Source organism: Niabella drilacis, assembly GCF_900101395.1.
Taxonomy (GTDB): domain Bacteria; phylum Bacteroidota; class Bacteroidia; order Chitinophagales; family Chitinophagaceae; genus Niabella; species Niabella drilacis.
The window spans coordinates 15,331-33,614 of record NZ_FMZO01000019.1; the positions used below are offsets into that span (position 1 = coordinate 15,331).

An 18,284-nucleotide genomic window follows, 5' to 3' on the forward strand; every position below is an offset into this window, starting at 1 on the left:
GCAGCGATTGACTACCCGGAGAACCCGGAACATTCAACATTAACCGTAACCAAGAGTAACGCAGCAGCTCCCGGGCCCCGGTTAGCGACCAAAGGAATCATAGTTATCCTGTGCATATTTTTCAAACCGTTGCAGCAGCGCCACATTTTTCTGTTCCATCCCGGTAAGCGCGCCATCAATATTGTTGGTTACCGGAACATACCAGTCTACCTGGTCAAAAAACTGCCGTACCCCTTTGCTTTTAAACGAGTAGCCATGGCGCGCAAAAATGGTGTTCCGGATGATCTCCAGGTCCAGCTTTTTAAGATTTTTGAGTTGTTTTTCCGTCAATTCCGACGCCGAGCCATTCAGTTTATATACTTCTTCCGAAGCGGCCCGGTATACCTTGTTGATAGAGGTATCTACAGTGCCGTCCTCGTTGGTATAAAGCTCAGTTTGCATACGCCCGTTTTCATAGTCCACATATTCCCAGTCTTCGGGAAGCATCAGGTTTGCATTGTAGCGAAACGGCTTTTTTACCAGTGTAAACTCCTTTACCGGGTTCTTTACTTCTGTTGCCTTATAGGCCTTCCACCTGCCCTTCAGGGTATCGCCCATAATGAAAAACTCGAACCGGCCATCGTGCCGGTCGCTGCCCGGTTCATCCATCACAAAGGCATATTTATTCCCGGTGACGGTAAGCGCTCCTTTCATAGGGCGGTCGTTTCCTTTGACCACGCTCCTGCCCTCCACTCCTTCTGCGGTGATGCGGGTGAGCCGGATATTGATCCGGGCCACATCCTCATAATCCGGTTCCTCCCCCGATATACTTATAAAGTCGCCCACCCAGTTGCCGTAAAGATCCGTATGCAACTCCGGCGGCAGTTCCCGGACCGCGGCCGCATCCGTTTTTGCCGGCGTCTTTTTGGGCCTGCATGAAAAGCACAATAATAAACAAAGCAGCGTTACCGGATAAGCGTATTTCATTTTGATCTGATTTTATAAATAATATATTCTGCACACAGCCAGTTGGGTACCCAGCCCAGCCCGGCCACAACAACATAAACATCCATGGGCGCGGGATGAAAGAGCTGCACCAGCACCCATTTCCAAAGGCGCAGCGTAATGGCCGATAAGGCGAGCGCGTAACTCCGGATCATCATAAAACGGTGCCTGCGAAAATCCTTTTTTTTTGCAGCCGTCACCGCCTGCCATGTAAAGCCCCACCACAGTACCGACAAAACAGTGAAAAACAAAACGACCACCCACCCGCCGTTGGCATGCATCCCCATAATAAAACCGGTGGGTGCCGAAAAGAGCAGTACTACGCCAACGTAGAGGTACCCGACCGCCCGGTGCACGCTCCTGCGTTTTTTGAGCAGGGCCGGACTGAATTGGGTAAACCCCGCTACCAGGCAGCATACAGAGCTGTATACATGCATATAAAATACAGGCAGGTAATACCAGAGGCCGGTCACCTCGGTTTGTTTTATCTGCAAAAAGGAAGCGGTGCTGCTTGCCGGGATATAACGCAGGGTGATCTCCAGCATTAAGAAACTAAAAAAAGCCAGCAGGACCAATACGAGGAACTGCGCAGTTGTTTTATGTTTTTTTGTTAGCTGCAATGCGGATCTTTGGTATAAAGGTAGCTTATTATTTAATGATGCCCTGTTTTTGTAACACTGCCATATGTGCCAGCAGTTCCAGCATGCCACCCTGGGGCACCAGGTTTTGAGAGGTGCCGTCTTTCCCCACCAGGCCCTGACTCGTTTTATGTGTAATGGCGTGGTCTACGGCGCCCCGGAACGCTTCCAGGTAGCGGGCATCTCCATCAACCCGCCAAAGATGCAGTAACCCGCGCAGCAATACGGCATTGAACCAGAAATTGTCTTTCAGCTCCCGGTTCTTAAGGAAGTAACGATCGGCACTCCCGGCCATTTTTTGCGCAGTAACCAGGTAAGCGGAGTCCCGGGTTATTTCATAAAAAAGTACATTCGCCTCCAGCATGGTGCCGGTATTGTAAGAATACACCCGCTTATCGACCCTCCGTTCTTTTAAATGCAGGTTATCATAGTACAATCCATCGGCTGTGCGCAGCCAGCGGTTCACCCATTGATACAACCCCACTGCCGTTTTGAAATAAGCACTGTCGCCGGTCGCTTTGTATAACTGGAGTGCCAGGAGGATGCCGGGCCCGTTGCTGCAGGTGTTCTTGGTATTTTTATGCCCTTCCTGCCAGTAAAGCCCGCCCCCCGAAACCGTGTCATACCCGGTCATCATAAAACGGTAGATCTCGCTCCCCGTCTTTAGCCAACGTGGCTCCTTTGTCTTTTCATACTGATGCATTACCGTGATCCCGATCCATTGGTTGTCGTCGTAAAAACGATCTCCCCCGCCCAGTCCAGGGGGATAAGAGGCGTAACCGGCCGCCGGCGCCCGTTTATCGTCATATTTCCGGATGATCTCAAAGGTATGCTCAAAATCCTTTGATTTTTTTTCCAGCACAGCGCCTGCCTGATACGCCTCAAACAACGCGCAAAGCGGCCATAAATAGGAAACTTTCCGGTCGCCCGGGCGCGCCGGCACCTGCTCTACATAATACTTCAGTTCCGGTTTGTAATAGTGTTTTATTATCTGCGCCTTCAGCAGCGCATATTCCTGCGCATAGTCCGGTTGCTGGCCTGTTGCTGCCTTGGTAAAAAAGAGCAGGGCAACAAGGGCCCATCCCCTGCTGCTCCGGGATATTGATTTCAATCTACTTTTCATTTGTTGGTTTTGAACATAATTCCGTAAGAACCCCATGCGTGGATTTCGGATGCAAAAATGCGATCTGCAGGCCTTCTGCGCCGGGCCGGGGCTCTGCGTCAATAAGGGTAATATCTTTTTCCTGTACCGATTGCAGCGCGTCTTTAACATCATCCACCGCAAATGCGATATGGTGCACTCCTTCGCCTCTTTTGTCGATAAAACGGGCAATGGGACCGTCGGCATCCGTTGACTCCAGGAGCTCTATTTTCGTATCCCCGATCTTAAAAAAAGCAGTTCTTACTTTCTGATCAGCCACTTCCTCTACACGGTAGCACTGCAAGCCGAATACATTTTCCCAATAACGGATGCTTTCTTCCAGGTTCCGGACCGCCAGGCCGATATGTTCGATATGCGATGGCTTCATTGCTGTTGTTTTAACCAGGTCTTTTACTTAATAAAGAGATCTTTTTTATCAAAGGTATTGGCACTGAAATAACCAAGGGCTCCCCCCCGGATGTTGCTGACCGGGTTGCCGGGCGATGCGCTTTGGCTTTGCCCCAGTGCACTCTGCGCCAGGCTATACCAGAAGTTATAATTGTCCGTATTGATGCAGCGCATCTCCACCCGCAGGTTATCTCCGCGTTTCAGATCAGAAGTAGTGTCGCTTGAAAACATGAGGAGCTCATATACCACGTTGCGTCCGTCGATGAGCTGATCATTGGTTACAAAGATGGTATTCTCTTTTTCCCCGTCCACCAGCTGGGTAAACCGGTAAGCGTTCCCCAATCCCGGGGGGTCTTTGAACTCAACAGTGGCAATCAGCTGCCGCCGGCCTACCAGCTGCCTGCCGGTAGTATACAAAGAATCGAATGCTACTTTCTGCGGCATGGAAGAGCGGGCGGTAAATACTTCGGCGCCTATCCGCACAAAAAGATCATAGGTCTTGCCCGGTGTCCCGGAAGCATTGGCCCGGTAAAGGCCATTGCCTTTATGTTGCAGCAATACGGGGAGCTTTCCTTCTTCGGCAATGGTCACCACCGCATCCTCCACTCCCTTAAACAGATTGAGGTCCGAAACATTCAGCGTCTGCGACACAATAACGCTGTAGGAGTCGTCGTAATCCGCAACCGTACCCTCAATTACATATTTTTTGCCCACACTTTTGATATCAACATGGATCACCTTCTGGCAACCCGCCGTTACCAGCAGGAGCAGCAATAACCAGCCATTATATACAGAGCTTATCTTTTTCATTTTGGCTCAGAATTTAAAGTGCCAGGAAACCGAGGGCACAAAACGGAACAGGGAGGTCTGCATCACTTCCGTAATATCCGGGTCATCTTTATTTTGCTGGAAGGAGATCAGGTAGGCATTCTCCCGGCCGTAGGCATTAAATAAACTAAAAGCCAGCTCGGATGACGTATTCTTCCGCCGGGTTTTCAACTGCCGGGTGGCCCCCAGATCCAGCCGGTGATAAGCGGGCATGCGATACGCGTTCCGCTTGGTATAGTAAAATACGATCTGCTTATCCACTACATATTTGCCACTTGGGAAAGTAACGGCATCCCCAGTATAATATACCCAGTTGGCAGAAAGGTTCCATTTATTATTCAGCTGGTAATTGGTCACAATGGCCACATCGTGGGTACGGTCCTGGCGGGCATTGTACCATTCCCCGTCGTTGATCCCCCCGATCTTTCTTTCGGTCTTGGAAAGTGTGTAGCCTACCCATCCGGTAAGCCGGCCCTGTTTCTTTTTCAGCAACATCTCAAGGCCATAAGCCCTGCCGATACCCGACAGCAACTGGGTTTCTATAGCATCATTGGTGTACACATCGGCCCCGGTGCGGTAATCGATCTGGTTTTGAAAGGATTTATAGTAGGCCTCGGTCGTCAGCTCGTACCGGTTACCGGGAAGGTTCTTATACCAGCCAACGGAATAGATGTCCACGATCTCCGGCCTGATACTGTTGGTGCTGGCGATCCATTTATCTGTTGGAAAATTAGCTGCGGAATTGGCGATCAGGTGCAGGTTCTGCGTGTTGCGTACATAGGAGGCCTTTACGGAGGTCGTATTGTTCAGGATAAAGCTGGCGGCCAGCCTGGGCTCCAGGTTCCAGTAATTCTTTACCAGGGCTCCTTTTGCATATCGTAAGGTATCCGTAATCTTTCCGCTGGCATCAACTTCATAAAAGTCACCCGGGCCAAAAATGGCAAAGGAGGAGAGGCGGAGCCCGAAGGTGATATTCAACCATTCGGCTGTTTTCCACGTATCGGAAGCGAAAAGTGCATTTTCCCAGGAATAACGGTCCTGGAGGTACAGGTTGTTATAGCTGGTCTTCCCGGAGCTGGTAATCTCCCCCGGCGTAATGGTATGGTAAATAGAATTGAATCCCAGGCGCAGCGAGTGGCTGGAGCCGGCATACCATTGTATCTCTTCCTTCAGGTTCAGATCGCGTATCTGCGAAAAAATATTCAGATCATTATTGGAATTATTGATCGCAATATTGTAGTTAAAATCACTGTAGATAAAGGAGGTATTGGAAAAAAGCCGGTCGTTAAAAATATGGTTCCACCGCAGCGTTCCGGTTTTATTGCCCCAGTCCATCCCGAATTGTTTTTCCAGCTTCAATACATCGCGCCCGAAATAGCCGGACAGGAACAAGCGATCCTTTTTCCCCAGCGTATAATTCATTTTAGCATTTACATCATAAAAGAACAGGCGGGTATTCTTATTGGAAGAGTCGCCCAATACCGGCAGGAACAGGTCCGCATAAGTGCGCCTTCCCGAAACCAGGAAGGAGGACCTGTTCTCCTGGATGGGTCCTTCTACATTGAGCTTCGCCGATATAAGGCCCACACCGCCGCTCACCGCATACCGCTGGTTATTGCCCTCATTCATTTTTACATCCAGCACCGAAGAAAGCCTGCCGCCGTATGGCGCCGGCATACCGCCCTTATAAACGGTTACATCTTTTACTATATCCGAGTTAAAAGTGGAAAAGAACCCCATCAGATGCGAGGCATTATACACATTGGCCTCATCCAAAAGGATCAGGTTCTGATCGGTGGAGCCGCCTCTTACATAAAAGCCGCTGTTACCGTCGCCGGCAGATTTGATGCCCGGCAGCAGCTGGATCGCCTTCAGGATATCCCGTTCTCCCAGGAGCATAGGGATCGTATTGATCTCCTTCATCGTTAACCGTTCCACACCCATCTGCGTACCCCTAATAGTACGGCCCCTGGCATTGGCAGTAATCTGAACACTGTCGAGGCTGGTGACCAGCTCCTGCAATGAAACATTGTGCACTTTGTTGCCGGTGAGCCGGATGGTTTCGGTGACCGGCTCAAAACCAATTGCTGAATAGGTAATGTTGTATTCGCCCCCAGGGAGTGTCAGCGAATAAAAACCATATTCATTTGAAACGGTCCCGGTTTCGCCGCCCTGCAGTTCCACGCTTGCGCTGATCAGCGTTTCACCGCTGACAGCCGACCTGACCGTGCCGCTGAGCGTAACCTTATCCTGCGCCAAACAGCCGAGCGTAATCATGATCGCTATAAAAAAAGTTCCTGTCCTCTTTGTCATAAATGATATCGTAAAGAACCCCAATTCAACAAAAATAGCCGAACTGGGGCAGATTATTGTACTGTTTCACCTTTCGGCGGTACGATAAAGGTTAGCGGCTTTCTGAAGAAATGGCGGATGATCACCCTTATCAGCTCGGGATAGCGGCGTAACTGTATTCCTCTTGATCTCACGGCTACGATAAAGGCCAGCGAAAAGCTTGCCAGGAAGTTAAAAAAACCGATACCCAGAACGCCCAGGAATACGGTAACCAGGTATCTTGCCGGAATATGCTCAAACCCCAGCCCATAGATCCCGATGGCCATATTGCCGGATGAAATGGTGATATGCCGGATATCGAACGGGATCCCGAATATCTTGCCCATATTGGCGGCCATCCCCAGGAAAAAACCCAGGCTGATATTGCCGGCATAAGCGCCGGCATTTTTTTCGATAAACCCGGCCCACCAGCGCCTCCTTGCCACGGACGTATGAGCATGCAGCCCCGGATGATGGGCAAGCCGCGCGCCGATATTGCCAAAGCGGATCTTATTTTGTACATATCCGGCGATGATCCCGCTTAAAAACAGGAAGACCCCGGTATTACATGCATACAACAGGGACAGGCTTTGAAAAGGGTGTTGCTCCTGCAGCAGCATAAAAGCAGCTTTACCGGCCACCAGCTTTGTACCCATTATTTTGTGATACCCCCAGGCCAGCAGGTAGGTGCCGGGAAATACAATGATAAGGTTCCCGATAAAGGAAGCCGTTTGGCTCCGGAAGACCCGGGCTACCGTAAGCGCCAGGCTTTGAAGGTCCGGTTGCTCATTGTTCTTTTTGGAATCCAGCGAAACAGCTACGGCATTTGCTGTAAAGGCCGGTTGTTTGGTGGCCAGTGTGGACCCCGTCTGATCGATGAGCACAAAGCCGGCACTGTAATTTACACTGTACCAGAATCCCTGCCAGAAATAGGCATAGTGCAGCTTCGCAAGGATATTTTTAGTGATCGCTACAAAGCAGATGATCAGCCCTCCCCACATGGCGCTGACCAGCATATTCAGGTAGTCCCTGCGGGTGGTAGTAATGTACTTTCCTCCTTTTTGCCCTTTATGCTCAGCGATCTGATAAGCGATATACCCCACGCCCTGTGAAATGAACTGACGGATGCTGTTCTTCAGGTTCTCATTCCTGACCAGTAATTTAAAAAGATCTACAAACCGGCCTATATCAAAATGATCGTCGTTGTCGATGGTATCGAGCAGGATCTGCATCCGTTCGATACGGGCGCCCAGGATCAGCAGCAGGTAGCTCTGCCGGATACTGGTACCCCGCTGGTCCTGGTGCTGGCGGATATAGTAGCATTCATTTTCAATTTCAAAAAGCACGCTCTTTAGCCGGCTGCCTACTTCCCGCATGTTATAGGGATCATTCTTTACCTGTTGCTGCAGTTCATGCAATAAGCGGCTTTGCAAAAGAAAGGGATTTTCCTGTCCCTCCCGGAAAGGAGCAATATAGTCTGCGATCTCTTTTTCCAACCCGTTATTGGCAACCTGGAACGACAATACGGTGAGGGCGTCGGTCAGGTGCTGGGTCAAACGCTGATCCCTGGCCTGCAGGGTGAACTGCAGCAGCTCAAAGAAGCTGATCCAGGTAGAACGCCGGATAGCTTCGATCCATACATGGTCATTTTTTTTGTAAAATACCCGGTCCAGTACATATACAAAATCATCCTTATCCTGTTCTTTGGGAAGGACCTTATGTTTGAGTTTACTGATCAGTTCATCCCAAAAGCCACTGCTGAGCGGGATGCCGCTTTCTGTAAACGCCACTTCAAGCCGGGCATTGATCAGCTGAACAAGGATTGCCTGTTGCAACCGGGCTACGAGCGCAGGATGTGCCTCCAGTAAAAGGATCATCTCCTTCATCCGGGTATCCGCCAGGTGCAGCTCTTTTTTTGGTGGTCGCAGGTCTTCAAAAAAGGCGATCAGGAAATGAAGGCTTTCCTCCTTTGTACCGATGGCATATGCCGCTTCATCTTCCAGCACTTTTTCACAAAAGCGCTTTTCCTTCTTCTGTCGTTTAAATAAATTCATCCGCTCTTTTTAACCGGGACCAGGATTCCCTGACAAAGATCTAAAAATAGGAAATCTATTTTTTATTGGCCTTCGCGCTCTATGAAATGATTGTTACGGACCAGCTTCTAATAAAGTGCCGGCCGGGTTCCAGTCCGCAGATCCCTTCTTTTTCCGTAAGATCCTGCCCCGAGCCCACAGTATCCGCAATACCGCACCAGGGTTCTATACAGACAAAGTCTGCGCCGGGCGCAGCCCATATACCCAGGTAAGGAAATCCGGTCCAGCTAAAATCGAAGCCGGTCCCGGTCCTGTCTGAGCGCAGGGCCAGCCTGCGGGATCTCAGGTCTTTCAAAACCACCGCATCTTTTGCAAACAAGCCTTTATTTAAACGCAGTATATTGGTATTATTCAGGAAGGGTACCGGCTCCCTTGCCAACAGGCCACCCGCTTCAATCGGCCACTTCCCGGCATGTTCCTTCTCCTCAAATTCAAGAGCGTATTCCGCATAAGCATCGCCCCTGAACAGGGGCAATTTAAACGCCGGATGCCCGCCGATGGAGAACCACATCTTCTGAGCGCCGGTATTGCAGACGTCATAGGTCACGGTGAGCGTTTTTCCATCGAGCCGGTACTTTAATTTCAGATCAAACTCAAAGGGATAAACGCCCAGCGTTTCTTCTGTTTGCTTCAGTAAAAAAACGATCTCATCCGCCAGCTGTCCAACCGGCACAAAATTCATTTCACGCGCAAAGCCATGACGGTTCAAATGATAGCGGCGACCTTCATACTCATACGTATTGTCTTTTAAAGTGCCTACTACCGGGAAAAGCACGGGCGAGTGTTTGCCCCATACAGCCGGGTCTCCGCTCCACATATACTCCTGCCCCGTACTTTTGTCTATAAGACTTTGCAGTTCTGCACCTTTTTCTGAAACGGCGATCTTCAGTGCACTGTTTTCTTTCTGGTATATTTTAGCCATAGAATCCCGATTTGAACATTAAACGGGAAATCGATCATTTTAGTATGCAATTCTGCAATAAATTCCTGTTCTTCAACACCTGCCGGGGAGCAATAAGATAGCTTACTCGCGGATATCCCAGTTGCGCGGCGCCTCAAACTTTTTTCTTCCCTGCTCATAGGGTGGTACTTTTTGTGCAGGAACAATAGCCTGGTATTGCTGTAACAATGCCACTAAAGCTTTTAGACGGCCGGGATACCGGGCGCCCAACGCTTCTTTCTCGTATGGATCTTTGTCAATAGCAAACAGCTGCGGACCGGCGCCCCCGGCTGCGCTTTCCTTTTTGGGCATTACCAGTTTCCAGTCATTGCTGATCAGCGTACCATTTCCCAGGTAAAAATCGCGTCTTACCGTTTTGCGCTCCTTCAGGCATTGAATTATTGAAAGGCCATCATAAGGTTGCGGCGGCGGTTGCTGCAGCCCTGTTATTTCCCGGAGTGTTGGCGCAATATCAATATAGCCGGTCACCTGCTCACAAACCCATCCTCCTTTAAATGCAGCAGGCCAACGGATCACAGCAGGCACCCTTACCCCACCCTCCCATTCCTGGAATTTAAATCCTCTCAGCGGCAGGTTACGCCCTCCCTCTTTGGGGGCCGCTCCATTATCGCTTTGAAAAAGGACCAGGGTATTATCATCGATGCCGGCGTTATTAAGTGCCTGCAGTATACGTCCAATACCTGCATCCATTGCCGTAACCATTGCTGCATAGGTTTGCCTGCGTGTATTTCCCCGTCCTGCGGAGCCCTCTTCACCCGGTTGCCCTTTACCAAAAACCGGCTTTAACGGATCAAAGCCGTAGGAGGAAAGATCATGCTCCTTTGCCTGCAGCGGACCATGTGGCGCGTTGTAAGCCACATATAAAAAAAATGGCCCTTCCTGTTGATAACTGTTGATACAGTTGATTGCTTCTGCAGTAATGAGGTCGGTTGTATAACCGGTGTCTGCTGCTGTTTGCCAATCGTTATGCCAATCCAGTTCACCTTCCCGCTTATGTGTAAAATAGTCGATAGCACCATTATAATGACCGTAAAAATGTGTAAATCCCCGGCGCAGCGGCAGGTATTTACGCTTTGAGTGCCCGAGGTGCCATTTACCAATGGCCGCCCGGTTCTTATAGCCCGCCTGTGCCAGCATTTGCGGCAGGAATTCGGCCGTTGTGTCTACACCAAAATCCAGCCAGGGAGCGATCACATTCTCCCTCAGTCCGTAGCGCTCCGGTAGCCGCCCGGTCATAAGGCCGGCGCGTGTTGGTGAACAGATCGGGCTTACATAATACCGGTTCAGCACCACTCCTTCCCGCGCCAGCTGATCAATATGCGGCGTGCGGATCTCGCTGCCATGAAAACCCACATCGCCCCAGCCCATATCATCGGCCACAATGATCACGATATTGGGCCGCGCTTGCTGCGCCCCGGCCTGCAGCAATAAAAAGACTCCGAGGAGCAACATTCCCACCCTATGCCTCATTGCTCTGAAAGATAGCATCGTTATATACATGATCTGATCATTATTTTTGAACCAACAATCGCTCCCTTAAGCTTTCATCTTTCGCCCCGCTCATACGTTGAGCTGCAGACCCGGAATATTTTCGTCACCCTGCCAGGCATTCCAGGAGTATTAAAAAAACACCATTACAGATTCCTGATATTAAACCGTGCTATTGTATTTATAATACGCAGGTAAAATGTTCAAAAGACGATCCATCCGCTCTTGTCATTGTGCCGTGCCACTCCTGCCCGCTATTTTTTTGCTTTCTTTTTCACGATGGTATCCGGCACTTCCGCATCCACTGCCTTTAGCCACTGATCCAGTTTCTTTTTAAGCTCTGCCGCTTTTTCAGGCATCTGCACCGCAAGATCTGTTTGTTCCGAAGGGTCTTTTTTAAGGTCATATAATTCAGTACGGCGGGCCTTATAGAAATACAACAATTTATAATCCCCGTCCCGCACCGCGCTGCACATGCGGTTTATCCAGCGACCGGTCTCCGAGGGATAGTGCCAGAAGAACGGTTCGCGCGCTCCCATTGTTTTTCCCTGCAGCAACGGAACCATGCTTTTGCCATCCAGCCGGTTATCCTTCCGGTTTTTTGTTTGCGCCAGTTGCAGGAAGGTTGGATAAAAATCAGTGGCCATCACACGTGTATCCACTGTGGTATGCGGCCGGATCGTTGCCGGCCAGCGCGCGATCAGGTTTTCACGGATACCGCCCTCATACAGCCAGGACTTACCGGCGCGGAGCACCCCATTATTTCCCAGGTGCCATACCCCGCCATTGTCGGAGAAAAAGATCACCAGTGTATTTTTATCAATCCCTGCTTTTTTCAACGTTTCCATTACCGTTCCCACACCAGCATCGATCCGTTCGATCATTGCTGCCAGATACGGGTTATCCGGGTGATCGGCTTCGTGCCGCCCATTCTGCGGGCCATACAGCGATTCGGCCTTTCCTTCCCCGTATTTTGCATCAAACTTTTTCTTATACTTTTTCACCAATGCATCGGGGGCATCCAATTTGGTATGCACACTGTAAAAAGTAAGATAAAGAAAGAACGGCTTTGCTTTGTTGCGCATAATAAACCCGGAAGCTTCACTGCACTGCCGGTCCGTAAGATACTCGCCGTCTGCGCCTTTATCAAAAGTGCTTATCTTATCATACGGGTAAAAATAATCCCCGTCTGCGATGTACTTTGTTTCAGAGCCGATCACTTCATCAAAACCATGCTGCTTCGGATTGCCTTTCGGGTCACTGAACTTCGTGTCGAGGTGCCATTTGCCAATAATGCCGGTATGGTATCCAGCAGCCGCCAGCGCCCGGTTTATGGTATAGGACCGTGCCGGATCCAGGTAGCGGTCTGCATTATTATCCAGGAAATCCGTGATCCGTACCCGGGCCGGATACTGCCCCGTCATAATTCCTGCACGGGAAGGTGAGCAAATCGGCGCTGCTGAGTAGGCCTGTGTAAACCGGGCCCCTTCTCCCGCCAGCTGATCCAGGTGGGGCGTTTCGTTAAAAGTATTGCCATAGCATCCGAGCTCCGCCGAACCCAGGTCATCCGCCATAATAAAGATAATATTCGGCCGCTGCTGGGCTTCTGTAATTGCGCTCCACAGGCTTGCGACCATTAAAAGGAGCCATCTTGTTCTTTTCATTTGCTTGTATCCGGGGTTTTATTTTTCAAATCCATGCCGTATATCATCTCCGTTCAAACGGGATGTCCAGTGTTGCACCGGGATCACCCTGCTGGTGCATCCAGCCCTCGAGCTTTTGACGGTACGCGGCTATCTGCGCCGCATATTTTTTATCGCCGGCCAGGTTGTGCAATTCATAGGGATCCTTTTCAAGGTCATAAAATTCCACAGCGGGCCGGTGAATATTGCGTTCTACCAGTAGTTTATCGTTTGGAGATGTTTTGGCTTTTTCCTTCCAGCTCACCCAATACGCATTTTTAGGATTCATCATATACTTGATGTGATAATTTTTACCGGGTGTAAGATTCAGCAATAACTTATACCGGCCGTCGCGAATGCTGCGGATCGGATACGGCGGACCTTCCGGCAGATTATTGTGAATGCCAAAAGCCACCTCCCTTGCCTGCTGCGTTTTACCCTGCAGTACTTCCAGGAAGCTGCGCCCGTCCAGCTGTGCAACAGGACTGCCACCTGCGATATTAATAAATGTAGGCGTAATATCTTCATATTGTACAATGGCGCCGGTAGCCGATTTGGGTTGTACCACGCCGGGCCAGCGCACGATCATGGAGCTTTTTTGTCCTGCGTCCCAAAGCGTCCATTTGGCACCGGGAAACTGAGCGCCCTGTTCTCCAAGAAAGATAAACACGGTATTATCCTCCTTCCCGGTTTCTTTTACCGCCTGCATCAACTCCCCTACCTGGTTGTCCAGCCTGCGCACTTCTGCCAGGTATTTCCGGAATTGTTGTCTTGTGGATTTGGTGTCTACCCAGTGTGGCGGCAGGATCAGTTGCTCCGGATCAAACTCGGTGGTATCGCCCATCGTCCAGGGAGCATGCGGGTTGATGCTCATTACAAAAAGACAAAAGGGTTTCTGTTGTCCGCTCATAAACGCTTTTACATCTGTAAGCGAATAATCGTCTGTAGGGGATACACAATTGGGTTCAAAGCCTTTGATGATCTCGAAGGGAAACACCGTCCGGGGCTTTGTGCTATGATCTTTCCCGGTTAAGGCAACCGTGTATCCCAAACCGGAAAGGTAATGCCCGATACTTTTTAAGGTATCATATACCGGTTTATGATTCTGGTAAGAGCCATGCCGTACCGGGTACAAGCCGGTGAACAGGGAGGCACGGGTAGGTACACACATTGCCTCCGATGCGATCATATTATTGAATTGCATGCCCTGATCTGCCAGCCGGTCGATATTGGTGGTTTTAAGATTGCGGCCACCATAACAGCTGAGCTGCCGCGAATCGAGGTCGTCGGCCATGATCACGACGATATTGGGCTGTTTACCGCGCTGCGCCTGGCTTTTAATACCAAGCCCTGTTAACAGCAATCCTAAAAATAACAGCCTGGTTCTTCCGGCCATAATAATCTTCTTTTATTTGTATTGCAAAATACCCGGTAATTCTTTCACATCCCCGGTAAGTGACAGAATCCCCGCAAGCGGCATACCAGCGGGGCTATATCCGGCATACCCGGTTGCGCCATTGTACCCAATACCATTGCAACAAAAAATATTTGTCTGAACAACATACTTATTTTTTTACAGCAACAAGTTCCACGTCATCAATCCATACTTCCGACCCGGGCGCAGCCGTTCCAAAATAAAGTCCAACACGGTACATGCCGTTTTCAGGAATGGCAGCAGAAGTAAATTCAAAACCCTCCACACCCGGCTGTATCTGCAGCTCCTGGTCAATGACTTTTGGAGCGCCCGCGCCCGTGCTTTCCAGGCGCACAAAAAAACGGGTGTTTTGATTTGCCGTTGTTTTCATCCTCAGCAGAAAGTGTTCTCCCTGCCGCGCTTTAAAAGGCCAGAGCATGGACAGCGCTGCAGGTCTTGCAGCGGGCTGCGACACGGAAATGAAAGCCGACTTTTTCCCCGAGATACGGCTGTTTTCATCTACTATTATCGAACCTTTCATCCCCTCTGCACGGTGTATATTCCAGCCGCCCAGGTTATCATCAAAATCCCCGTTGATGTTTCTCCGGTAAGCCTGCATCCGAACCCCATATTCCCGTGTATCGAGGGGAAATGCGCCTATCTTCCGGGCCCACTGTTCCCAGTCGGCGTAGAGCGCCTTTACCCGCTCCGGTTCCTTACGGCTCAGGTCCTTCATTTCTGTGGGGTCGGCGTCCATATCATAGAGCTGCAGGGAGGCCATTGTAAATTTTTCACCTTCCGGTGTTTTGGCCACCAGCTTCCATTTTCCATCACGCAGGGCGATATTGGCCTCATGCTCCCAATAGATCCGCCCCCGGTTATTCGACTGCCCCGAAAAATGAGGCAGGAGACTTTTCCCTTCCATGGGATGAATATTGTGGCCATGAAATGCCGAAGGATACTGTGCTCCGGACACCGCCACACAGGTGGCCATAATATCAGTAATATGCCCGTAGCCGGAAACAAATTGGTTATTCAGGCGGGCGGCAATGCCCTTTGGCCAGTGTACGATCAGCGGAGTGGCAATGCCTCCTTCATGAGTAAAATGTTTATACTGCTGAAAGGGTGTGCTGCTTACATTGGCCCAGGGCAGCCGGTAGCTTTCAAATGTGGCTTCTGTTCCATCCACGGCTTTGCTTTTTCCACTGCTGATAAACTCTGCACAGGCTCCGTTGTCGCTGAGAAAAAAGATCAGGGTGTTATCCAGCTCGTTGTTCGCGCTGAGTGTTTCTATGATCTTCCCGATGCCTTCATCCATAATATCGATCTGCGCCGCATAAATGGCCATGCGCATGCTCATCTCCTCTTTTTCCTGCCCGGTCAGCTGGTCCCAGGCAGGCACTGCCGTATCCCTCGGTGTACTTACAGCTGAGGCGACAAATAAACCGATCTCCTTTTGTTTTTTAAAACGTGCGGCCCTTACGGCATCCCAGCCTTTTTTATATTCCGTCTTATATTTATCAATGGTGGCCTTCAAGGCATGCAGGGGCCAGTGGGGCGCCGTATAAGCCACATACATAAAGAAGGGATCCTGCTTTTGGCTGCGAAAGTGATCCTTTAAAAAACGCACGCTGGTATCGGAGATCGCATTGGTTAAATAAAAATCATCGGGAGCCTTATATTTCCGGTTATCGCTGTAAAGTACCGGTGTGAAATAATTGGCCCCACCGGGAATAATACCGAAATAACGGTCGAACCCACGTTGCCGTGGCCAGTTATCTATCACCTCGCCATCGATCTTCCGCTCATTGGTCACATGCCATTTTCCGGTCATGTATGTACGGTAACCGGCGGTCTTTAATACTTCTGCAATCGTTACGCATTCGTTGTTCAGGTTGTCCTGGTAAGCAGGACCGGTGCCCAGGTCTGCCGCTGCCATCCAGCCCATTCCGGCCTGGTGCGGGTACAGCCCGGTAAGCAGGGATGCCCGCGTTGGGCAACACCGTGCCGCATTGTAAAACTGCCGGTAGCGGATGCCTTCCTTTGCCAGCTGGTCAAGATGCGGGGTCCGGATCTCCCCGCCATAAGCACCGATATCGGAATAGCCCATATCATCTGCCATTATGAGCAGGATATTGGGTTTCGACTGCGCACAGGCAAACACTGAAACGCCCAATAAAAATATAAGAACAGCGAAGCGGAACATTCGTTATTTAAATTTAAAGTTAGACCATCTTTTGATTCATGGGTTTAAAATTACCACCCGGGATTCTGATTAGCGGTTCCGATATTCGGATTTTGCGTAATCTCATCAGCCGGCAGCGGGTATAACAGCAACGGTTTCCGCTACCCCGGAAGCCTGTATTTTCATGATCGTATACTTTTCCTAATAACATTTTAGCAAAAAAAATAAAAGGGTGGAGCAATGCGGGACAGCAATACGTTCTGCAATATCATAACAGCAGGTCCGGGGCACTGCTACTATTGTAGGGATTGCTATAATAATTGTTTTGTAACCCGCCGGTGCCGGAATTTCCATTTAAAACAGGGGTCATCATGCCGTTTTTAAATTATTGCCGACAGTTAGAGCCTGTTTAAAATTCATTCAATGGCTGTTTTGGGCTGCAACTGCGTTTAATTTTTCGCCATAGTGGCCTACTATGCCTGCAAAATTTTCCTTGTTTCGCTCCAAAATAGCTTCATAATAAATTCCATCAATAAAATTTAAACAGGCTCTTACATAAGTATACAAATTTAGTAGACTTTTATTTTCCAGGGCGGAAAATCCCTGTTAAAATTGTTTTTTCGACATTTGTTACAATCCCTGAGACATTTATTACAGCCCGGGGGCCCTTTTACCGGGCCCAGATCAGGAAGAGTTGTTTATATTGCGGCCGGGAATACTGTAAGCACATGCATTTTTCCGGATTAAAATGTCATATGACCTTTTTTTGGGGGGTGTTATTCTTTGACACCAAAGGGCAACAGCGCCCTTATATCATTTTTACCCCTGCCGGTGACCGGGGATACAGCGAACCGGGCTGCGGCGCCCGGGAACTGATCTCTTTTTTTGACGACGGACCTAAAGAGTTATATGATCCCGGCGGGCAGACCGACCTGCCTGCCCAATATCCCGGCAGGGTTGCCAGGCCGGACTCCGCATTGTGCAGCTGGCAAAGAACTTCATGCATCCCATTAAATTTTTGAATATGAAACGAATACTTCCGGCGCTTTTCCTGCTTTTGTCGCAGGCAACTGCAGCGCAAAAGACACCTGCAGCCTCTAACAATCCATTGCCTGTACAATTTGGAGATCCTTATGTATTGCATGTTAAAGGAGATCAGTATTATATGTATGGCACCGGCGGCGGCGCCAAAAAGGGGTTCAGTGCCTATTCTTCAACGGACCTGGTGAACTGGAAGCCTGAAGGGCAGGTGTATTCCGGTGACAATAAAAACGGATGGGGCATTCACTCTTTCTGGGCGCCCGAAGTGTATGAGCGCAATGGAAAATTCTACCTGTTCTACAGTGCCCAGTGGAAAGAGAACCCGGCCAACGAGCTGGAAAATTTCAAAATCGGCGTTGCCGTTGCAGACAAACCTTCCGGTCCGTTTATTGATATGCTGCCACGTCCTGTATTTGATCCGGGGTATCCTATTATTGACGCCAATGTTTTATTTGAACCCGACGGAAAAGTATTCCTCTACTATTCGCGCTGCTGTTATAAGCACCCCGTAAAAAGCGAGATCGCCGACTGGGCCCGCAAAAAAGGGTGGTTCCATGAAGTGGAAGAGAGCTGGGTATACGGAGTGGAGCTAAAGCCGGACTTCAGCGGCGTTATTGGCAAGCCGGTCCTATTGCTGCGCCCGCCCGTGAAAATGAGCGACCGGCAATCGGAATGGGAAAGCCGTTCTGTTACATCAAAGGAAGTAAACCGCCGCTGGACCGAAGGGTCATTCATCTTCAAACACGGGGAGCTGTATTATATGATGTATTCCGCCAATTATTTCGGTGGAAAAAATTACGCAGTAGGTTATGCCACTTCCAGGAGTCCCTTAGGACCTTTTAAAAAGGCCGCTAACAATCCTGTATTACAAAAGAATGTTGAAAAAGGGGGCATTGTTACCGGAACCGGCCATAACAGCATCACCTTTTCGCCGGATGGCAAACAAATGTTTTGTGTATATCATGGCCGTACCAGCAAAACAGGCGATGAGCGGGTGGTATTCATTGACCCGATGGAAATTGATCAGAACGGGGTTTTGAAAGTAGCCGGTCCTACAACAAAATAAGAGCGGGATAGGCGGTAGGATCTC

At 49.7% G+C, this 18,284-nt stretch carries 14 protein-coding genes; 2 read left to right on the top strand and 12 right to left on the bottom strand.

Annotation, left to right across the window (positions count from 1 at the left end):
- Nucleotides 1–81: 81 nt before the first annotated feature.
- The 12 genes from BLS44_RS22530 to BLS44_RS22585 all read right to left on the bottom strand — a co-directional run bounded on the left by BLS44_RS22530 (nt 82) and on the right by BLS44_RS22585 (nt 16,174).
- A complete protein-coding gene (locus tag BLS44_RS22530; protein WP_090392691.1) occupies nt 82–966 on the bottom strand; it encodes a YARHG domain-containing protein in 885 nt (294 codons plus the stop codon).
- Complete coding sequence (locus BLS44_RS22535) at nt 963–1,604, bottom strand: DUF2306 domain-containing protein (RefSeq protein WP_218127802.1); 642 nt, start codon at nt 1,602–1,604, stop codon at nt 963–965. The genes BLS44_RS22530 and BLS44_RS22535 overlap by 4 nt, the downstream gene beginning before the upstream one ends.
- A 28-nt stretch (nt 1,605–1,632) precedes the next feature.
- A complete protein-coding gene (locus BLS44_RS22540; RefSeq protein ID WP_090392693.1) occupies nt 1,633–2,745 on the bottom strand; it encodes a glycoside hydrolase family 76 protein in 1,113 nt (370 codons plus the stop codon).
- On the bottom strand, nt 2,735–3,151 hold the full coding sequence (mce, locus tag BLS44_RS22545) for a methylmalonyl-CoA epimerase (RefSeq protein ID WP_090392695.1): 417 nt from the start codon (nt 3,149–3,151) through the stop codon (nt 2,735–2,737). The genes BLS44_RS22540 and mce overlap by 11 nt, the downstream gene beginning before the upstream one ends.
- A 23-nt stretch (nt 3,152–3,174) precedes the next feature.
- On the bottom strand, nt 3,175–3,981 hold the full coding sequence (locus BLS44_RS22550; protein ID WP_090392696.1) for a DUF4249 family protein: 807 nt from the start codon (nt 3,979–3,981) through the stop codon (nt 3,175–3,177).
- 6 nt (nt 3,982–3,987) lie between these two features.
- Nucleotides 3,988–6,312, bottom strand: a complete 2,325-nt coding sequence (locus BLS44_RS22555) for a TonB-dependent receptor (protein ID WP_090392697.1) — start codon at nt 6,310–6,312, stop codon at nt 3,988–3,990.
- Between the two features lie 53 nt (nt 6,313–6,365).
- Nucleotides 6,366–8,384 (bottom strand): site-specific recombinase, encoded by a 2,019-nt coding sequence (locus BLS44_RS22560; protein ID WP_090392698.1) that lies wholly within the window; start codon nt 8,382–8,384, stop codon nt 6,366–6,368.
- Nucleotides 8,385–8,463: 79 nt separating this feature from the next.
- Nucleotides 8,464–9,345, bottom strand: a complete 882-nt coding sequence (locus BLS44_RS22565) for an aldose 1-epimerase family protein (RefSeq protein WP_090392699.1) — start codon at nt 9,343–9,345, stop codon at nt 8,464–8,466.
- Nucleotides 9,346–9,447: 102 nt separating this feature from the next.
- Entirely contained in the window at nt 9,448–10,854 is a 1,407-nt protein-coding gene (locus BLS44_RS22570; protein WP_090392700.1) for an arylsulfatase B, read from the bottom strand.
- 272 nt (nt 10,855–11,126) lie between these two features.
- Complete coding sequence (locus BLS44_RS22575; protein ID WP_090392701.1) at nt 11,127–12,536, bottom strand: sulfatase; 1,410 nt, start codon at nt 12,534–12,536, stop codon at nt 11,127–11,129.
- A gap of 43 nt (nt 12,537–12,579) precedes the next feature.
- Nucleotides 12,580–13,950, bottom strand: coding sequence for a sulfatase family protein (locus BLS44_RS22580; protein WP_090392702.1), 1,371 nt, complete (start codon nt 13,948–13,950; stop codon nt 12,580–12,582).
- Nucleotides 13,951–14,119: 169 nt separating this feature from the next.
- Nucleotides 14,120–16,174, bottom strand: a complete 2,055-nt coding sequence (locus tag BLS44_RS22585; protein ID WP_090392704.1) for an arylsulfatase — start codon at nt 16,172–16,174, stop codon at nt 14,120–14,122.
- A gap of 734 nt (nt 16,175–16,908) precedes the next feature.
- Between BLS44_RS22585 and BLS44_RS22590 the strand changes: the two genes are divergently transcribed.
- Nucleotides 16,909–17,175, top strand: coding sequence for a hypothetical protein (locus BLS44_RS22590; RefSeq protein ID WP_090392706.1), 267 nt, complete (start codon nt 16,909–16,911; stop codon nt 17,173–17,175).
- Between the two features lie 2 nt (nt 17,176–17,177).
- Nucleotides 17,178–18,260, top strand: coding sequence for a glycoside hydrolase family 43 protein (locus BLS44_RS22595; protein WP_090392708.1), 1,083 nt, complete (start codon nt 17,178–17,180; stop codon nt 18,258–18,260).
- The last annotated feature ends 24 nt before the right edge of the window (nt 18,261–18,284 follow it).